At 62.3% G+C, this 15,113-nt stretch carries 13 protein-coding genes and 1 tRNA gene; 6 read left to right on the top strand and 8 right to left on the bottom strand.

The annotated features are described in order from the left end of the window. From IEX53_RS01540 to IEX53_RS01530, 3 genes are all read left to right on the top strand, one after another. Positions 1-1,179: an efflux RND transporter periplasmic adaptor subunit gene (locus IEX53_RS01540; protein ID WP_188820749.1), complete on the top strand. Its 1,179-nt coding sequence runs from the start codon at positions 1-3 to the stop codon at positions 1,177-1,179. After that, a complete protein-coding gene (locus IEX53_RS01535; protein WP_188820747.1) occupies positions 1,179-4,325 on the top strand; it encodes an efflux RND transporter permease subunit in 3,147 nt (1,048 codons plus the stop codon). The genes IEX53_RS01540 and IEX53_RS01535 overlap by 1 nt, the downstream gene beginning before the upstream one ends. A gap of 340 nt (positions 4,326-4,665) precedes the next feature. After that, complete coding sequence (locus IEX53_RS01530; protein ID WP_188821091.1) at positions 4,666-5,976, top strand: NAD(P)/FAD-dependent oxidoreductase; 1,311 nt, start codon at positions 4,666-4,668, stop codon at positions 5,974-5,976. On the opposite strand, the gene IEX53_RS01525 is transcribed toward IEX53_RS01530, so the two are convergent. Beyond that, a complete protein-coding gene (locus tag IEX53_RS01525; RefSeq protein WP_188820745.1) occupies positions 5,973-6,182 on the bottom strand; it encodes a hypothetical protein in 210 nt (69 codons plus the stop codon). The two genes, IEX53_RS01530 and IEX53_RS01525, sit on opposite strands and share 4 nt — an antisense overlap. 306 nt (positions 6,183-6,488) lie before the next feature. Then, positions 6,489-6,785 (bottom strand): hypothetical protein, encoded by a 297-nt coding sequence (locus IEX53_RS01520; RefSeq protein WP_188820743.1) that lies wholly within the window; start codon positions 6,783-6,785, stop codon positions 6,489-6,491. Positions 6,786-7,193: 408 nt separating this feature from the next. Here IEX53_RS01520 and def point away from each other — a divergent pair, with 408 nt between their 5' ends. Beyond that, positions 7,194-7,790: a peptide deformylase gene (def, locus tag IEX53_RS01515; protein WP_188820741.1), complete on the top strand. Its 597-nt coding sequence runs from the start codon at positions 7,194-7,196 to the stop codon at positions 7,788-7,790. 4 nt (positions 7,791-7,794) lie between these two features. On the opposite strand, the gene IEX53_RS01510 is transcribed toward def, so the two are convergent. The 4 genes from IEX53_RS01510 to IEX53_RS01495 all read right to left on the bottom strand — a co-directional run bounded on the left by IEX53_RS01510 (position 7,795) and on the right by IEX53_RS01495 (position 10,151). Continuing rightward, positions 7,795-8,454: a disulfide bond formation protein B gene (locus IEX53_RS01510; protein WP_236015986.1), complete on the bottom strand. Its 660-nt coding sequence runs from the start codon at positions 8,452-8,454 to the stop codon at positions 7,795-7,797. Beyond that, a complete protein-coding gene (locus IEX53_RS01505; RefSeq protein WP_188821126.1) occupies positions 8,451-8,699 on the bottom strand; it encodes a hypothetical protein in 249 nt (82 codons plus the stop codon). Before IEX53_RS01505 ends, IEX53_RS01510 begins: the two co-directional genes overlap by 4 nt. Before the next feature lie 260 nt (positions 8,700-8,959). Then, positions 8,960-9,035 (bottom strand) — tRNA-Thr (locus IEX53_RS01500). A 144-nt stretch (positions 9,036-9,179) separates the two neighbouring features. Then, entirely contained in the window at positions 9,180-10,151 is a 972-nt protein-coding gene (locus IEX53_RS01495) for an NAD(P)H-dependent flavin oxidoreductase (RefSeq protein ID WP_188820739.1), read from the bottom strand. A gap of 193 nt (positions 10,152-10,344) precedes the next feature. Here IEX53_RS01495 and IEX53_RS01490 point away from each other — a divergent pair, with 193 nt between their 5' ends. Further along, complete coding sequence (locus tag IEX53_RS01490; RefSeq protein ID WP_188820737.1) at positions 10,345-11,376, top strand: hypothetical protein; 1,032 nt, start codon at positions 10,345-10,347, stop codon at positions 11,374-11,376. Between the two features lie 16 nt (positions 11,377-11,392). On the opposite strand, the gene IEX53_RS01485 is transcribed toward IEX53_RS01490, so the two are convergent. Both IEX53_RS01485 and IEX53_RS01480 read right to left on the bottom strand, forming a co-directional pair. After that, positions 11,393-13,018: a cisplatin damage response ATP-dependent DNA ligase gene (locus IEX53_RS01485; protein ID WP_188820736.1), complete on the bottom strand. Its 1,626-nt coding sequence runs from the start codon at positions 13,016-13,018 to the stop codon at positions 11,393-11,395. Further along, entirely contained in the window at positions 13,018-14,028 is a 1,011-nt protein-coding gene (locus IEX53_RS01480) for a ligase-associated DNA damage response exonuclease (RefSeq protein ID WP_188820735.1), read from the bottom strand. Before IEX53_RS01480 ends, IEX53_RS01485 begins: the two co-directional genes overlap by 1 nt. A 98-nt stretch (positions 14,029-14,126) precedes the next feature. Here IEX53_RS01480 and IEX53_RS01475 point away from each other — a divergent pair, with 98 nt between their 5' ends. After that, a complete protein-coding gene (locus IEX53_RS01475) occupies positions 14,127-15,038 on the top strand; it encodes a class I SAM-dependent methyltransferase (RefSeq protein WP_188820733.1) in 912 nt (303 codons plus the stop codon). Positions 15,039-15,113: the final 75 nt, after the last annotated feature.

Genomic DNA, 15,113 nt, shown 5'->3' with positions numbered 1-15,113 from the left:
ATGACATTGCGCAAATTTTCCCTGGCGGGACCGGCCGCCGGTATTGTTTTTCTCGTTCTCTCGGGGAGCGCCGCCCTGGCTCAGGCGCCCGGCCAGACGCCACCGCCGCCGCAGGTGAGCGTGGTGGACGTAAAGCCGCGCGAAGTGGCGCTGACCTATGAATATGCTGCAAGGGTTTCGGCCTTCCGCGAGGTGCAGGTGCGCGCCCGGGTAGGGGGTATCCTGCTTGGCCGCAATTTCATCGAAGGGGCGGAGGTCAAGGCCGGCGACGTGCTTTTCGAGATCGACCCGGCCCCCTATGAGGCGGAGCTCGCCCGCGCCAAGGCGCAATTGGCGGAGGCTCAGGCGCAATACACCCAGTCGGTCCGCGATGCCGAGCGGGCGGAACAGCTCGTTCTGCAGAAGGTGCAAAGCGCGGCCACCCGCGACAGCGCGGTCGCCACGCGGGACCGCAACGCCGCCAATGTCGCCGCCGCCAAGGCGCAGGTGCGCACCGCCGAGCTGAATCTGAGCTACACCAAGGTGACGGCCCCCATCGGCGGCATCACCAGCCGCGAGCAGGTGCCGGAAGGCAGCCTCATCGGCACGGATGCCTCTTCAAGCCTCCTCACGTCGATCACCCAGCTCGACCCGGTCTATATCAATTTCTCCTTCTCGGATGAGGAAGCCGCCGAAATCCGCCGCCTGCTCGATGTGCAGGAGGCCAAGGGCGGCGACCCGAACAAGCTCAAGGTGAAGATCACCTTCGGAGACGGGCAGGTCTATGGCCATGAAGGCGTCATCGACTTCACCTCGTCGAGCCTCGACAAAGAAACCGGCACGCTCGGCGCGCGTGCCGTGGTCGATAATCCCGATCATCGCCTCATCCCCGGCCAGTTCGTCCGCGCGACCATAACGGGCGTGACCATCGACAACGCCATCGTCGTGCCGGAGGCCGCGCTCATGCAGGGCTCGCAGGGCCAGTTCGTCTATGTGGTGGGGCCTGATGGCAAGGCGCAGATGCGGCCGGTTACGGTGAACCGCACGGTCGAGGGCGGCTGGCTCGTCTCGTCCGGATTGAACCCCGGCGACCGTGTCGTGACCGAGGGCGTCATGAAGGTGCGCCCCGGCGCGCCCGTCACGGTCGATACCGCGGCGGCTGACGGAAAGAAAGTCAATCAGGCATCGGTGACGCAGTAATGAATCGCTTCTTTATCGACCGCCCGGTATTCGCGGCGGTCATCTCCATCGTCATCGTCATGGCGGGCCTCATCACCATGCGGATATTGCCGATTGCGCAATATCCGGAGCTGACCCCGCCGCAGGTGGTCGTCACCGCGACCTATCCGGGCGCAAGCGCCGAAACCGTCTCGCAGACCGTCGCCGCCCCGCTGGAGCAGCAGGTCAACGGCGTCGAGAACATGCTCTACATGCAATCGACCAATTCGAGCGACGGCCGGATGCAATTGACCATCACCTTCGCGCTCGGCACCGATCCTGACCAGGCGACGATCAACGTCAACAACCGTGTGCAGCGTGCGCTTTCCTCGCTGCCGACGGAGGTGACGCGCCTCGGCGTTACCGTCAACAAGCGCTCCACCTCCATTCTCGGCCTCGTCGCCATGTATGCGGACAAGGGCAGTTCCTATGACCGCACATATGTCGGCAATTACGCGCTTCTCAACGTCATCGACGATCTGAAGCGCATTCCCGGCATCGGCGATGTGCAGCTTCTGGGCGATATCGACTATTCCATGCGCATCTGGCTGCGCCCCGACAAGCTGGCGCAGTATAATCTGACGCCGAGCGACGTCGCGAGCGCCATCCGCGAGCAGAACGCGCAATTCGCCGCCGGCCGCTTCAGCGACCAGCCAGACCCGAAATCCGGCGCCTTCACCTATTCGGCGACGACGCAGGGCCGTCTGCCCGATGCCGAGGCGTTCGAGAACATTATCCTGCGCTCCGACAAGAACGCTGCAACCCTGCGGCTGAAGGATGTCGCGCGGGTCGAGCTTGGCACCAAGAGCTATCTCGTCAACAGTAATCTGAACGGCACGCCCGCCGTGCCGATCGCGCTCTATCTCCAGCCGGGGGCCAACGCGCTCAACACGATGAAACTCGTCAAGGCGCGGATGGACGAGCTGAAGGCCAACTTCCCGCATGGGATCGACTATTCGGTTCCATACGACACCACCAAGTTCATCCAGGTCTCCGTCGATGAGGTGATCCATACCTTCATCGAGGCGATCATCCTTGTGGTGGCGGTGGTGTTCATCTTCCTCCAGAACTGGCGCGCGACGCTGATCCCCATCATCGCAGTGCCCATCTCGATCATCGGCACTTTCGCGGGCATGTGGCTGCTCGGCTTTTCGATCAACCTACTGACCCTGTTCGGCCTCGTACTCGCCATCGGTATCGTCGTCGACGACGCCATCGTGGTGCTCGAAAATGTCGAGCGCATCATGTCGACGGAGAAGCTGCCGCCCAAGGAGGCCGCGATCAAGGCCATGGGCGAGGTGACAGGACCCGTCATCGCCATCGTGCTGGTGCTTTGCGCGGTGTTCGTGCCGGTGTCCTTTATGGGCGGGCTTGTCGGCGAAATGTACAAGCAGTTCGCCGTCACCATCGCCATGTCCGTGATCATTTCAGGCATTGTCGCCCTGTCGCTGACCCCGGCGCTCTGCGCGCTTCTGCTGAAGCCCGGCCATCATGAGCCGATGCTGCCGTTCCGCATGTTCAACCGTTTCTTCGAGCGGCTGACCGATGGCTATACCTCCGGTGTGCGCTTTTTCGTGAAGCGCGTTGCGGTTGGCCTTGCGATCTTCGCCATCCTTGTTGGCGCGACCGCCTACATGTTCTACACCATCCCCGGCTCGCTGCTGCCCGACGAGGACCAGGGCGTTCTCTTCAGCGTGGCGCTGCTGCCACCTGCTGCGTCGCTCGCCCGCACCGAGGCGGTGGTGGATACCGCGAGCGAGAACATGCGCAAGAACCCGGCGGTGGAGAATGTGTTCGCCGTGGCGGGCTTCGATCTCCTCTCCGGCGGCCTCAAGACCAATGCCGGCACCATGTTCGTGACGCTGAAGGACTGGCACGAGCGCACCACGCCCGAGCTCGACGCCCGCAATTTGCCGGGCCAGCTGATGGGCATGAATGCCGGCATCAAGGACGGCATGGTGCTCGCCTTCAACCCGCCTCCGATCCTCGGCCTCTCCACGACAGGCGGCTTCGAGCTTTACGTTCAGGACCGCACGGGCCGCGGCGTGGCGGCGCTGACCGAGGCGACCAACAAGCTGGTCGAGGCGGCGTCCAAGCGCCCGGAACTGGCGGGCGTGCGCACCAGCTTCGATCCCAACATCCCGCAATACCGGCTCGATCTCGACCGCGACAAGGCCAAGGCCATGGGCGTGCCGATCAGCTCGGTGTTCGAGGCGATGCAGGCGACGTTCGGAAGCCTCTACGTCAACGACTTCACGCTCTATGGCCGCAATTATCAGGTCAATCTGCAGTCGGAAGCGGATTTCCGCCGCACGCCTGACGATCTGAAGCATGTGTTCGTGCGCGCCGATTCCGGCAGCATGATCCCGCTCTCCACGCTCGTGACGGTGAAGCGCGTCGTCGGCCCTGACCAGCTCGAGCGCTTCAACGCCTTCAACGCGGCCAAGGTCACCGGCAATCCCGCGCCGGGCTACACCTCGGGCGATGCAATCCGCGTCATGCAGGAAGTCGCCAAGGAAGCGCTTCCCGCCGGCTACCAGGTCGCCTGGACCGGCACGGCCTATCAGGAGCTTTCGACCAGCGGCACCGGCTCGCAGGCGATGATCTTCGGCCTCATCATGGTGTTCCTCATCCTCGCGGCGCAATATGAGCGCTGGAGCCTGCCGCTCGCCGTCATCACGGCGGTTCCCTTCGCCATGTTCGGCGCGCTGGTGGCGGTGCTGCTGCGCGGACTGACCAATGACGTCTATTTCCAGATCGGCCTGGTGACGCTCATCGGCCTTGCGGCGAAGAATGCGATCCTGATCGTCGAGTTCGCCGTCCTTGAGCGCGAGCAGGGGAAATCGGCCATCGACGCAGCCATCTCGGCGGCGCGCCTGCGCTTCCGCCCCATCGTCATGACCTCGCTCGCCTTTATCCTGGGCGTGGTCCCGCTCGCCATCAGCACCGGCGCCGGCTCCGCCAGCCGCCACTCCATCGGCACCGGCGTCATCGGCGGCATGCTGGCCGCCACCTTCCTCGCCACCTTCTTCATCCCCATGTTCTACCGGCTGATTGCATGGAAGGACCCGAAGAAGCGGGAGGACGAGGGAAGCCGGAAGGAGACGGCGCCGGTGGCGGCGGAGTGAGGAAAATTATAGGATAGGTTGGCGAGCCTCAAACACCCCCCTCTGTCCTGCCGGACATCTCCCCCACAAGGGGGGAGATTGGCTGACGCCACGCATCGCTTTCATTCTGCAACGTTCGCGATTGGTACCGAGCGTCTATGAAGGCCAATCTCCCCCCTTGTGGGGGAGATGCCCGGCAGGGCAGAGGGGGGTGATGGCCCGCCAAGATATGAACAACCACCCCAAACACCGCCCACCCCCGCAATAAAACGCCCCCACCCATTCGCCCGGTGCATAACAATATTCATTGATCCGCTGTTTTATTGATCTAGATTAAGGTCTAGACGCAACGGACAGGATAATTTCCTTGGGCGAGCATCATGTCGTGATTGTCGGCGCTGGTTTCGGGGGGCTGGAGGCCATCCGTTCCCTGAAGGGCGCTCCGGTTCGCATCACCATCATCGACCAGCGCAACCATCACCTGTTTCAGCCGCTGCTCTATCAGGTGGCGACGGCGACGCTGGCGACGTCGGAAATCGCCTGGCCGATCCGCCATCTTTTTCGCAATCGTCCGGAAGTAGAGACCATCCTCGGCACCGTCAGCGGCGTCGACACCGCCAGACGCGAGGTGCTGCTGGCCGATGGCTACCATGTGCCCTATGACACGCTCATCATCGCCACCGGCGCGACCCATGCCTATTTCGGCCATGACGAATGGGAGAAATTCGCTCCCGGCCTGAAGACGCTGGAAGACGCCACCACCGTCCGCCGCCGCATGCTCGTCGCCTTCGAGCGCGCCGAGCGCGAAACCGACCCGGAGCGGCGGCAGGCCTTCCTCACCTTCGTCATCATCGGCGGCGGTCCGACCGGCGTGGAAATGGCCGGAGCCATTGCCGAGCTTGCCCATGTCACGCTCAAGGATGAGTTCCGCAACATCGACCCGCATATGACCAGGGTGGTGCTGATCGAGGCCGGCCCGCGCATTCTCTCCGCCTTCTCCGAGGATCTGTCGGACTATGCCCGCAAGGCGCTGGAGCGGCTGGGCGTCGAGGTGCGCACCGGAGCGCCCGTCACCGAATGCGCCGACGGCTATGTCGTCTTCGGCGATGAAAGGATCGCCACGGGAACCATTCTCTGGGCAGCAGGCGTCAAGGCTTCACCTGCCGCGAAATGGCTTGACGCGGAGGCTGACCGCGCGGGCCGCGTGAAGGTGGAGCCCGACCTGACAGTGCCCGGTCATCCGGACATCTTCGTCATCGGCGACACCGCTTCCGTCACCACGCCGGACGGCAGTCCCGTTCCCGGCATCGCCCCCGCCGCCAAGCAGCAAGGTGCTCACGCCGCAAGAACGATCCGGGCGCGCCTCGCCGGAAAGCCCGAGCCGGGGGTGTTCCGCTACAAGCATTCCGGCAGCCTCGCCACGATTGGCAAGCGCGCCGCCGTGATCGACTTCGGTTGGATCAAACTGCGCGGCTGGCTCGCCTGGTGGATATGGGGCATCGCCCACGTCTTCTTCCTGATCGGCACGCGCAACCGCATCGCCGTGGCGCTGAGCTGGCTCTGGATTTACTTGACGGGCAATCGCAGCGCCCGGCTGATTACGCAGGGACAGGCCCGCGAACAGACCGGCATGATGAACGCCGCGCCCGTTCGCAGGCGAAAGCAGAGCTAAGCGCCCTTGCCCCCTCTGTCCCGCATGGTTTTCGGTAATGGCGGCCTGCGGCGGAAGCGCGAATAGCCGCCTTTCGCCAGCCTGAGTATATCGGAAATGCGCGTTCGGTCAGCCGATGGCTGGGGCATGTCCAGATGGATCTGCTGCAATACATAGGATGGAGCGGGGCGCGGTGTTCTGCCCGCGCCAGATACAACCTCACTCATTGTTACCTCCCTCAAACGATGAATGCTTCCTCCTTTGCGGGAGGATATGCTTCTGTCATTGTCTGAATGGAACTTATTTTAGCGCGGTCAGTTGAAAAGACAAGAATAGAGTACTTCACTTTTGGACAGGGGCGATGCGCGGTTTCACCGTAGAGGCATGGAGTCCTGTGACAAGCACAAAAATCTCACCTCGTCATTCCTGTGCTTGTCACAGGAATCCATGCCTCTACAGCGCCGCTACAGCAACGGTGCCAAATGATATCCAAGTAATCTCCATCAAAACATGAACAACTCTAGCCGGCTGGCTTATCTTGCCAGGGCAGGGGGCTCCAGCGGAATTTCGGCCTCCGTTTCCTGCTGGACATGCTGAAGCGCGCCGAGCAGATACATCGCGTCCGGCAGCGGAATATGAAATGTCTGGAAGCCGGAATCGCGGTCCCGCAGCTGGAGCTCGATCATCGGCTCCTGCGGCGCCAGGCCATAGACGAAGCGGAAGCCGACCACATGTCTCTTCTCGGCGTTGGACAACTCCGCCACGCCATTGCCGGCATGCGGCGGGAAGGTCAGTTCGGCGGCGTCCAGACGGCTTTCTCTTTCAGGCATTAACATCTCCTCGATCGCAGCATCCAGCTGGCTTTGCGACGCCTCTCCCGGAACCGAAGGCCCAGCATCGATATGGGCGCTTCCGGCGGAATTATGCGGCATCTTGCTCCGGTCAATCATGAATGAGCGGCGGCTTCAGCGCTACTCCAATAAGTTGCTACCCGGTCAAGCCATATTCGACGGTGTATTTCGGGATAAGGCGGGGGAGGAAAGGAGGCCCGGTGCGGGGTTGGGGGCAATTCGCGCCGGGCCTCCAGACTGGAACTCAGGTCCAGCCGCATCGTCATATTGTACGAGTCGGACAATCTTATCGATCCCAATAAAGAGGAAAAATTTTGCGCCCCGGATAAAGGATGTATGATGCCTGCAAGGGATTGAAATGCCGAGCTGTTTTGCAGGGAGAATAGCATGCCCCTAAGTCTCAAGATCTCGACGGTCGGCGATCCTGTCCTGCGGCAGGTGGGCCGGGAACTCACGGCCGATGAAATCAGGTCGCCCTCGATACAGCAATTGATAGAGCTGATGCGCAACACCGTGCGCAACGCCCCGGGCGTCGGGCTGGCCGCGCCCCAGGTGGGCCAGTCGCTGCAAATCGCCGTCATCGAGGACCGCGCCGAATATCAGAAGGTGATTCCGCAGGAAGAGCTTGCCCGGCGCGGCCGTCGCCCGGTGCCGTTCCACGTCGTCATCAATCCCCGGATAAGGCTTCTGCCCGGCCCGGAGGCGACCTTCTTCGAGGGCTGCCTGAGCCTCCCCGATTTCACAGCGCTGGTGCCGCGCGCCACGCGCGTGGAGGTGGATTGCCTCGACCATAATGGCGAGCCCGTCCATATCAAGGCGGAGGGCTGGTACGCGCGCATCCTCCAGCATGAGATCGACCATCTCAATGGCATCATGTATACCGACCGCATGCTGGGGCGCAGCTTCAGCACGATGGAGAACCACGCGCGTTTCTGGAAGGACAAGCCGCTGGAAGAGGCCATAGCAGAGGCCGAAAATCCGTAAGCTTCTATGGCAGCAGCCTGTAGCCGAAGGTATGGCACTGGTCGAGGCCGCACTGAAGCACCACCGAGCCGAAATTGACGAGCACGATGGCGACCACATAGAGGCCGAGCACCGTCGCCAGCGCGCGGATCACCAGCTGCCCGGCAGGAGGCGCGCCGCGCATATGGCTGCCATCGGCGAAGAGGATGAGCTTCGCCGCATAGGCGATGAGCAGCGCCAGCGCGATGAGGATCGACCAGACCGGCATATGCAGGCCGAATATGGCGCTGCCGATATAGGAATGGCCTGGGCGCGGATAGATGTCGAGCAAGGTCTGCCGCACCGATACGACCAGCAGGAAAATCGTGAAAAGCAGGCTGAGCCCGGTATTGCGAAGCGAAAAGCCGCTGCGGAACTGCTGGATGATGCCGAAGGCCACGCCGAACAGCGCCACCCGCTGCAACAGGCAGAGCGGACAAGGCAGTTCGCCATAGCCATATTGCATCACCATGGCCGCGGTGAGAATGGCCGCGATGACCGCCAGCATGGCCAGCAGGTAGAAAGAATGCAGCGCGGCAAGCCGCGGTTCGGCGGGGGCGGGTAAATACGGCTCGGCTCGAACGGGACCCACATTCGCCGCAGCCTTGCTCGTACGCCTTCTGGTGGCGGTTCGATGCGCGCTCATGCTCGGTCTCCGATCCGCACGGCGGCTTGGGTGGTAAGGAGAGGATGCGAGACCGGCGGCTTATCCATGGACCGCGTCTGGATCCAGGGCATCCGATATCCGTAGGTGGAGCTATGGATTTCCCAGAGAAACAGCTTCACCGCCACCGCGAAACAAAGAGCGATAAAGGCCAGCGCAATCTCCCGCCGGCCAAACCAGCCGAACAGAAACCCAAGCGCCAGCAATATCCACACCAAAGCCATCATTTGGCTTATCTCCTAGGGCATCCGACGAATAACAGAATTTGTCGTGCCCATTGAATATCCTAAGTATAAATCTATAATTAATGGCGTGTTATTGTGTAATATTTCGAGAAATTTTTAATAATATTTCTGAATTCAAATTGATAAAAGAAATACGTCGAATACGTGCAGAAAATGCTGACGAAGTTATAGAAAAACCCCGTACCCGGCAGATTGCCGAGCCAATGGCCCGTGAAGCTCAAGAAAATTCTGACATTGTAAAATGGTGCCGCTTAGGTGACTCGAACACCTGACCCCATCATTACGAATGATGTGCTCTACCAACTGAGCTAAAGCGGCATGGGGAGGGCTCCCCGATATGTATGCGGACCGGAGAATCTCGTCCGGCCCGGAATGTTTGCGCTGATACAGAAGTCGGTGCGGAAAAGCAAGAGTGCAAATCGGCGGATTTGTTGAAAGGCACGGGAATTGCGCTCCCCCGGCTTATGCGTCCCACAGATCCCTGAGTTCTGCCTTGGCCAACGCATATTCCTTTTCCAGCCGTGCGACCAGATCTGCGGTAGGGAGGATTTCCTTGACTGCGCCGATTCCCTGGCCGCAGCCCCATATGTCCTTCCAGGCTTTCGCGCCCGCTTCCGGCTTGTCGAAATCCATTTTGGAGGGGTCGGCTTCCGGCAGATTGTCCGGGTCCATGCCCGCCGCGCGGATGGAGGGCTTCAGGTAATTGCCGTGAACGCCGGTGAAATAATTGGAATAGACGATGTCGCTTGCGTTCGATTCGACGATCATCTGCTTGTATTCGTCGAGCGCACGCGCTTCCCTCGTGGCGATGAAGGGCGAGCCGATATAGGCGAGGTCCGCGCCCATCGCCTGCGCGGCAAGGATCGAGCGGCCATTGGCGATGGCCCCGGAGAGAAGCAGCGGGCCGTCGAACCATTCGCGGATTTCATGCACCAGAGCGAAGGGCGAGAGCGTACCGGCATGGCCGCCCGCGCCGGCGGCAACGGCGATGAGCCCGTCCGCGCCCTTGCGGATCGCGGAATTGGCGTGGCGGTTGTTGATGACGTCGTGCAGCACGATGCCGCCATAGGAATGGATCGCCGCATTCACCTCAGGCACCGCGCCGAGGGAGGAAATGACGATCGGCACCTTGTATTTGACACACAGCGAAAGGTCGTGTTCCAGCCGCTTGTTCGAGCGGTGGACGATCTGGTTGACCGCGAAAGGCGCCGACGGCCTGTCGGGATGCTTTTCGTCATGATTGCGCAGCGTCTCGGTGATCTCGGCGAGCCATTCATCGAGCTGGGATTCCGGCCGTGCATTGAGCGCCGGGAAGGATCCGACGATGCCGGCCTTGCACTGCGCCAGCACCAGCGCCGGATGGGAGATGATGAACATCGGCGAGGCGACCACTGGAATGCGCAGCCTGCTTTTCAAAATATCGGGCAATGCCATCTCGTTTCCTCCCATTCGTCCTTGCGGGAATATATGCAGGATTTTGACGTTTCCGTAAACGGAAGTTTTTTGGCGGTGTGCTCTCACTTAAGAAAAAGTGTAAATGCTTGATTAACCGCCGGGATCCTCTAGAGCATGATGCCATCATGTTCTAGTTTACCCCCGTTCCGGCGCTGCAAGAGGAAACCTTAGTTTGGAAGGCATAGAACGCGCGATACGCAACGCATTCGCCAAGGGCGATGCCGCCAATCCCGCCACGCGCCAGCGGATTTATGAATCGGCCTGGAGCGCACATGAGCACGCGCTTGCCGCCAACACCTCCCTGAGCGACGCCCAGAAGGCGCAGCGCCGCGACCGGCTTAAGGCGACGATCTCGCGCATCGAATCCGAGTTCCGCCCCGCGCGGCCAGCCGCGCCCGCCGCCGCGTCCCGCGCGCGCGTCGAGCCGGCCCTAGGGGGTGTGGAGGTGCAAAATGGCGCCGCGCCGGCAAAGGCTGCATCCCCGGCGGAAGGTCCCGCGCTCGACCGCGACGATGTGCGCACCGCGCGCAAGAAGAAGCACCGCGATGCCGATTTCGGCTTCGAGGGCGGCGCGCCCCGGCGCGACGTGGCGAAGAAGCCGCGCTCGCCCTTCATGTCCTATGTGCTGCCCGGGCTCATCCTGCTGGTCTTCGCCCTGATGGGCTGGTCGCTCTACAACAGTTTCACCGATGTCATGAACCCCTCGCGCAGCACGGCCCTATTGAACGGCGCTCCGGCCCGGGAAGGCGAGGATGCGGCCGGCGGCAAGTGGATCAACATTTTCAACCCCTCCGAGCCGACGCGCATATCGGTCACAGGCAGCGCCACGGCGCAGATTGCGGGTCAGGGTTCGGTCGGCTTTGCGCGGGTAAAATCTCCGGGCGCCGACGATGAAATCATCTTCGACGTGGGCGAGGGGATTTTGAGGGAGATCGCCGGCAAGAAGGCGACCTTCGATATCATCGCAAAGAGCGATGACGGTCAACCGACGCAAATGTCCGTGAGTTGCGATTTCGGCGCCATGGGCGATTGCGGGCGCAAGCGTTATGACGTGACGGACGCTCGCAGCGATTTCCTTTTCGACGTGACTTTCCCAGAGGGCCAGCGGGCGACAGGCGCAGGAACCATCACTATCAACAGCGATGTCAGCGGTGCGGGCAAGGCCATCGACATTTACGCCATAAGGGTTAGTGTCGCTCAATAGTTAGCGTGCCGCGCAGTTAATCCCGCTCCAGCAGCTTCTCCAGCGCCTCCAGCCGGTCCGCCTCGCGTGGCGGCTTGTCCCAGCGTAAGCGTGAAAACCGTGGGAACCGCATTGCCACGCCGGATTTGTGGCGGGTGGAGCGATTGAGGCCCTCGAAGGCCACTTCCACCACCAGCCCATGGTCCGGGTCCGCCTTCACCGCGCGCACCGGGCCGAAGCGCTCGGTCGTGTTCTCGCGCACGAAGCGGTCGAGCAGCTTCAGTTCTTCGTCGGTAAAGCCGAAATAGGCCTTGCCGACAGGCACGAGGGTGGCGTCGTCCTCCGGCCCGGTCCACACGGCAAAGGTGAAGTCCGAATAATAGCTCGACCTTTTGCCATGGCCGCGCTGTGCATAAACGAGCACTGCGTCGATTGTGAAGGGATCGCGCTTCCATTTGAACCAAGGTCCCTTCGGGCGTCCCGGCAGATAAGGGCTGTCGTGGCGCTTCAGCATCACCCCTTCGATGATCGGATGCGGCGGCGCTTTGCGAAACGCTGCCAGTTCCTCGAAGCTCGTGAATGAGACCAGCCGCGAAAGATCGAAGCGCTGGGGATTGAGCGTGGTGATGAAAGTTTCGAGTCGCATCCGCCGTTCGCGAAAGGGCAGGGGCCGCAGATCCTCACCCGTCTCCTGGCTGCCCTGCTGCAACAGGTCATAGGCACGCACGAAGGCCGGGTAATCCGTAAGCTGCTTCGCCGTCACTGTCTTGCGGTTGAGCCGCTGTTGCAGGTCGCCGAAGGTGCCGGCCCTGATGCCGTTCTCACCAAGCCGCCCCACCAGAAGCTCGCCATCGATGGCCCCCTCGAAATCCATGGCTTCGAGAATATCCGGAAAGGCATGGGAGATGTCGTCGCCGGTGCGCGAATAGATGCGTCGCACGCCGTCCTCCGCCACCACTTGCACACGGATCCCGTCCCATTTCCATTCCGCCGCATAATCGGCGGGGTCGAGCTTGGGAAATTCCGTCTCGTCCAGCGCCGTTGCCAGCATCACGGGGCGAAAGGGAGCCGCTGCCAGATTTGCCGGCCTTGGGGCGCGCCCTTCGAGCCATGCGAAGAGGTTTTCATAAGGCGGCGTCAGCCCGTGCCATAGCTCCTCTATGTCAGTCACGTCTACCTGCCCGAAATCGGCAAGCGCCTGTTTGGCGAGCCGGGCGGAGACGCCGATGCGCAGGCCCCCGGTGACGAGCTTCAGGAGCGCGTAGCGGCCCGAGGCGTCGAGATCGTCCAGCCAGCGGGCGACGAGCAGCGGCCCTTCCCGCCGCGAGGCTTGCGACAGGGCTTCGACGATATCGGAGAGAAGCGGCGGACGGTTGGCGCGCCGCCGTTCGGGTGCGGGCCAGATCAGCGAGATGGTTTCGGCGAGATCGCCGACATAATCGTAGGAATAGGCGAAAAGCTCGGGGTCGACGCGTTCGGCTACCAGCGCCCGCAGCATGGCGGGCTTGACGCTGGCGAGGTCCAGATCGCGCGTGATGGCGGCGAGGGCGTAGCCGCGTTCCGGATCGGGCGTCGCGCGGAAATAATCGGCCAGCAGCCGAAGCTTGCCATTGCGCTGCGGCGTCAGCACCAGCCGGTCGAGGAGTTCGGCAAACCCTTCCATTAGTCTCCCTCGTCTTCATAACCGACGAGGTGCAAAGGCCGCGCTGGAATGCCCGACAGCGTGCACCAGCGCACCAGGGCTTCCTCGCGCCCATGCGTGACCCAGACTTGTGCTGGGCCGATTTCGCGGATCGTGTCCGTCAGCTCGTCCCAGTCGCAATGGTCGGAGATGATGAGCGGCAACTCCACGCCCTGCTGTTTCGCCCGCTGGCGGATGCGCATCCAGCCTGACGCAAAGCAGGCGAGCGGATCGGGGAAGCGCCGCGCCCAGCGGTCCACGAAGGCCGAGGGCGGGCCGATGACGATTGCGCCTGCGAAATCCTGCGGCTCGCCCGCGTCCAGCGTCGCGGGCCTGAGTTCTCCCAGATTGATCCCTTGCGATTGATAATAATCGCAGAGTTTCTGCAAGGCGCCGTGGATATAGATCGGCTTGTCATAGCCCGCCTGCCGGATGAGGCTGATCACCCGCTGCGCCTTGCCGAGCGCATAGGCGCCGACGATATGGCTGCGCTCCGGAAATTGCGCCACCGATTTCATCAGCAGCGCGATCTCATGCGCCGCGTCCGGGTGCCGGAAGACGGGCAGGGCAAAGGTCGCCTCGGTGATGAAGACATCGCAGCTGACCGGCTCGAAAGCTTGGCATGTCGGGTCCGCCTGGCGCTTGTAATCGCCGGAGACGACGATGCGCATGTCCTTTTGCTCCACCGCGATCTGAGCCGATCCCAGCACATGTCCCGCCGGGTGAAACCGCACCGATACGCCGTCGATGGCAACCGTCTCGCCAAAACGGATGGCCTGGGTCGATCCTGCGAAATTCTCGCCATAGCGCAGCCGCATGATGTCGAGCGTCTCCTGCGTGGCGAGCACATGGCCATGGCCTGCGCGGGCATGGTCGGCATGGCCATGCGTGATGAGGGCGCGCGCCACGGGCCGCACCGGGTCGATGTGAAAATCCCCCGGCGGGCAGCAAAGCCCTTGCGGCGTGGGGCGGAGAAGGTCCTCTGGGCGCATAATGTGAAGATAGGGGCGAAGGGGCCGATAGAAAAGCCTTGCAAAAGCCCGGGTTGAAGATCATATGCCGCGCACCCAACCCCAAAATCTGGCCCTTCATGACGCGAGCTTTCCTTTCCTCCGGCGATCTGATTGCCGATCGCCGTGCCCATTATGCCGAGATGATGTTCGAGGCGGGCGATTATGGAGGAGCGGCGGATGTGATGCGGCAAGCGCTGGAAATCGTGCCCGGCTGGGTGCCCGGCCTTTTCCGCCTGGGCGAGATGGAGGAGGAGGCAGGCCATCCGGAAGCCGCCGCCAAGGCCTGGCGCAGCGTGCTCGAGGCCGACCCGGAAGACCGCTTCGGCGCCAGCCTGAAACTGGCGAGCATCGGCCTCGCCGCCCGGCCCGATGCGCCGCCCACCGCCTATGTCGAAACCCTGTTCGACGCCTATGCGCCCACTTTCGAGACGGCGCTCATCGAAAAGCTCGATTATCGCGTCCCCGAGCTCCTTGCCGAAGCGATCGCAAGGGCCGGGAACCGCCGCTATCGCCGCGCCATGGATCTCGGCTGCGGCACCGGCCTCATGGGCGAGCGCCTGCGCGCCACGACTGATTATCTTGAAGGCATCGACCTCTCGGACGCCATGCTGCGCAAGGCTGAGGAAAAAGGCATCTACGACCGTCTTGAAAAAGGCGATGTCAACGAACTGGAAAAGCCGGGTAGCCTGGCGGACCTCGTGGTCGCCGCTGACGTGTTCGTCTATGTCGGCGCTCTCGACCGCGCCTTCGTCAATATTGCAGGTGCGCTGGAGCCGGGCGGCATCTTCGCCTTTTCCGTCGAAACGGATGACAGCTCGGACGAAGACCTGCTCCTCCAACCCTCGCTCCGTTTCACCCATTCCTCCGCCTACATCCGCCGCCTTCTTGAGCAGCATGGCTTCGCCCCTATCGAAATGAGCAAGGCGACCATCCGTTACGATCGTGGCGAGCCGCTGACGGGCATCGTGACGGTCGCGCGTCGGGTTTAGAGTATTTCACATTTGCACGGAACCAACTGTGCGCCCTTCACCCCCGTGGTTCGAGGCTCCCCTTCGACAGGCTCA

The sequence above is a fragment of the Paramesorhizobium endophyticum genome, assembly GCF_014640615.1.
Lineage (GTDB): Bacteria > Pseudomonadota > Alphaproteobacteria > Rhizobiales > Rhizobiaceae > Paramesorhizobium > Paramesorhizobium endophyticum.
This window is presented reverse-complemented; position numbering and strand designations above follow the sequence as displayed.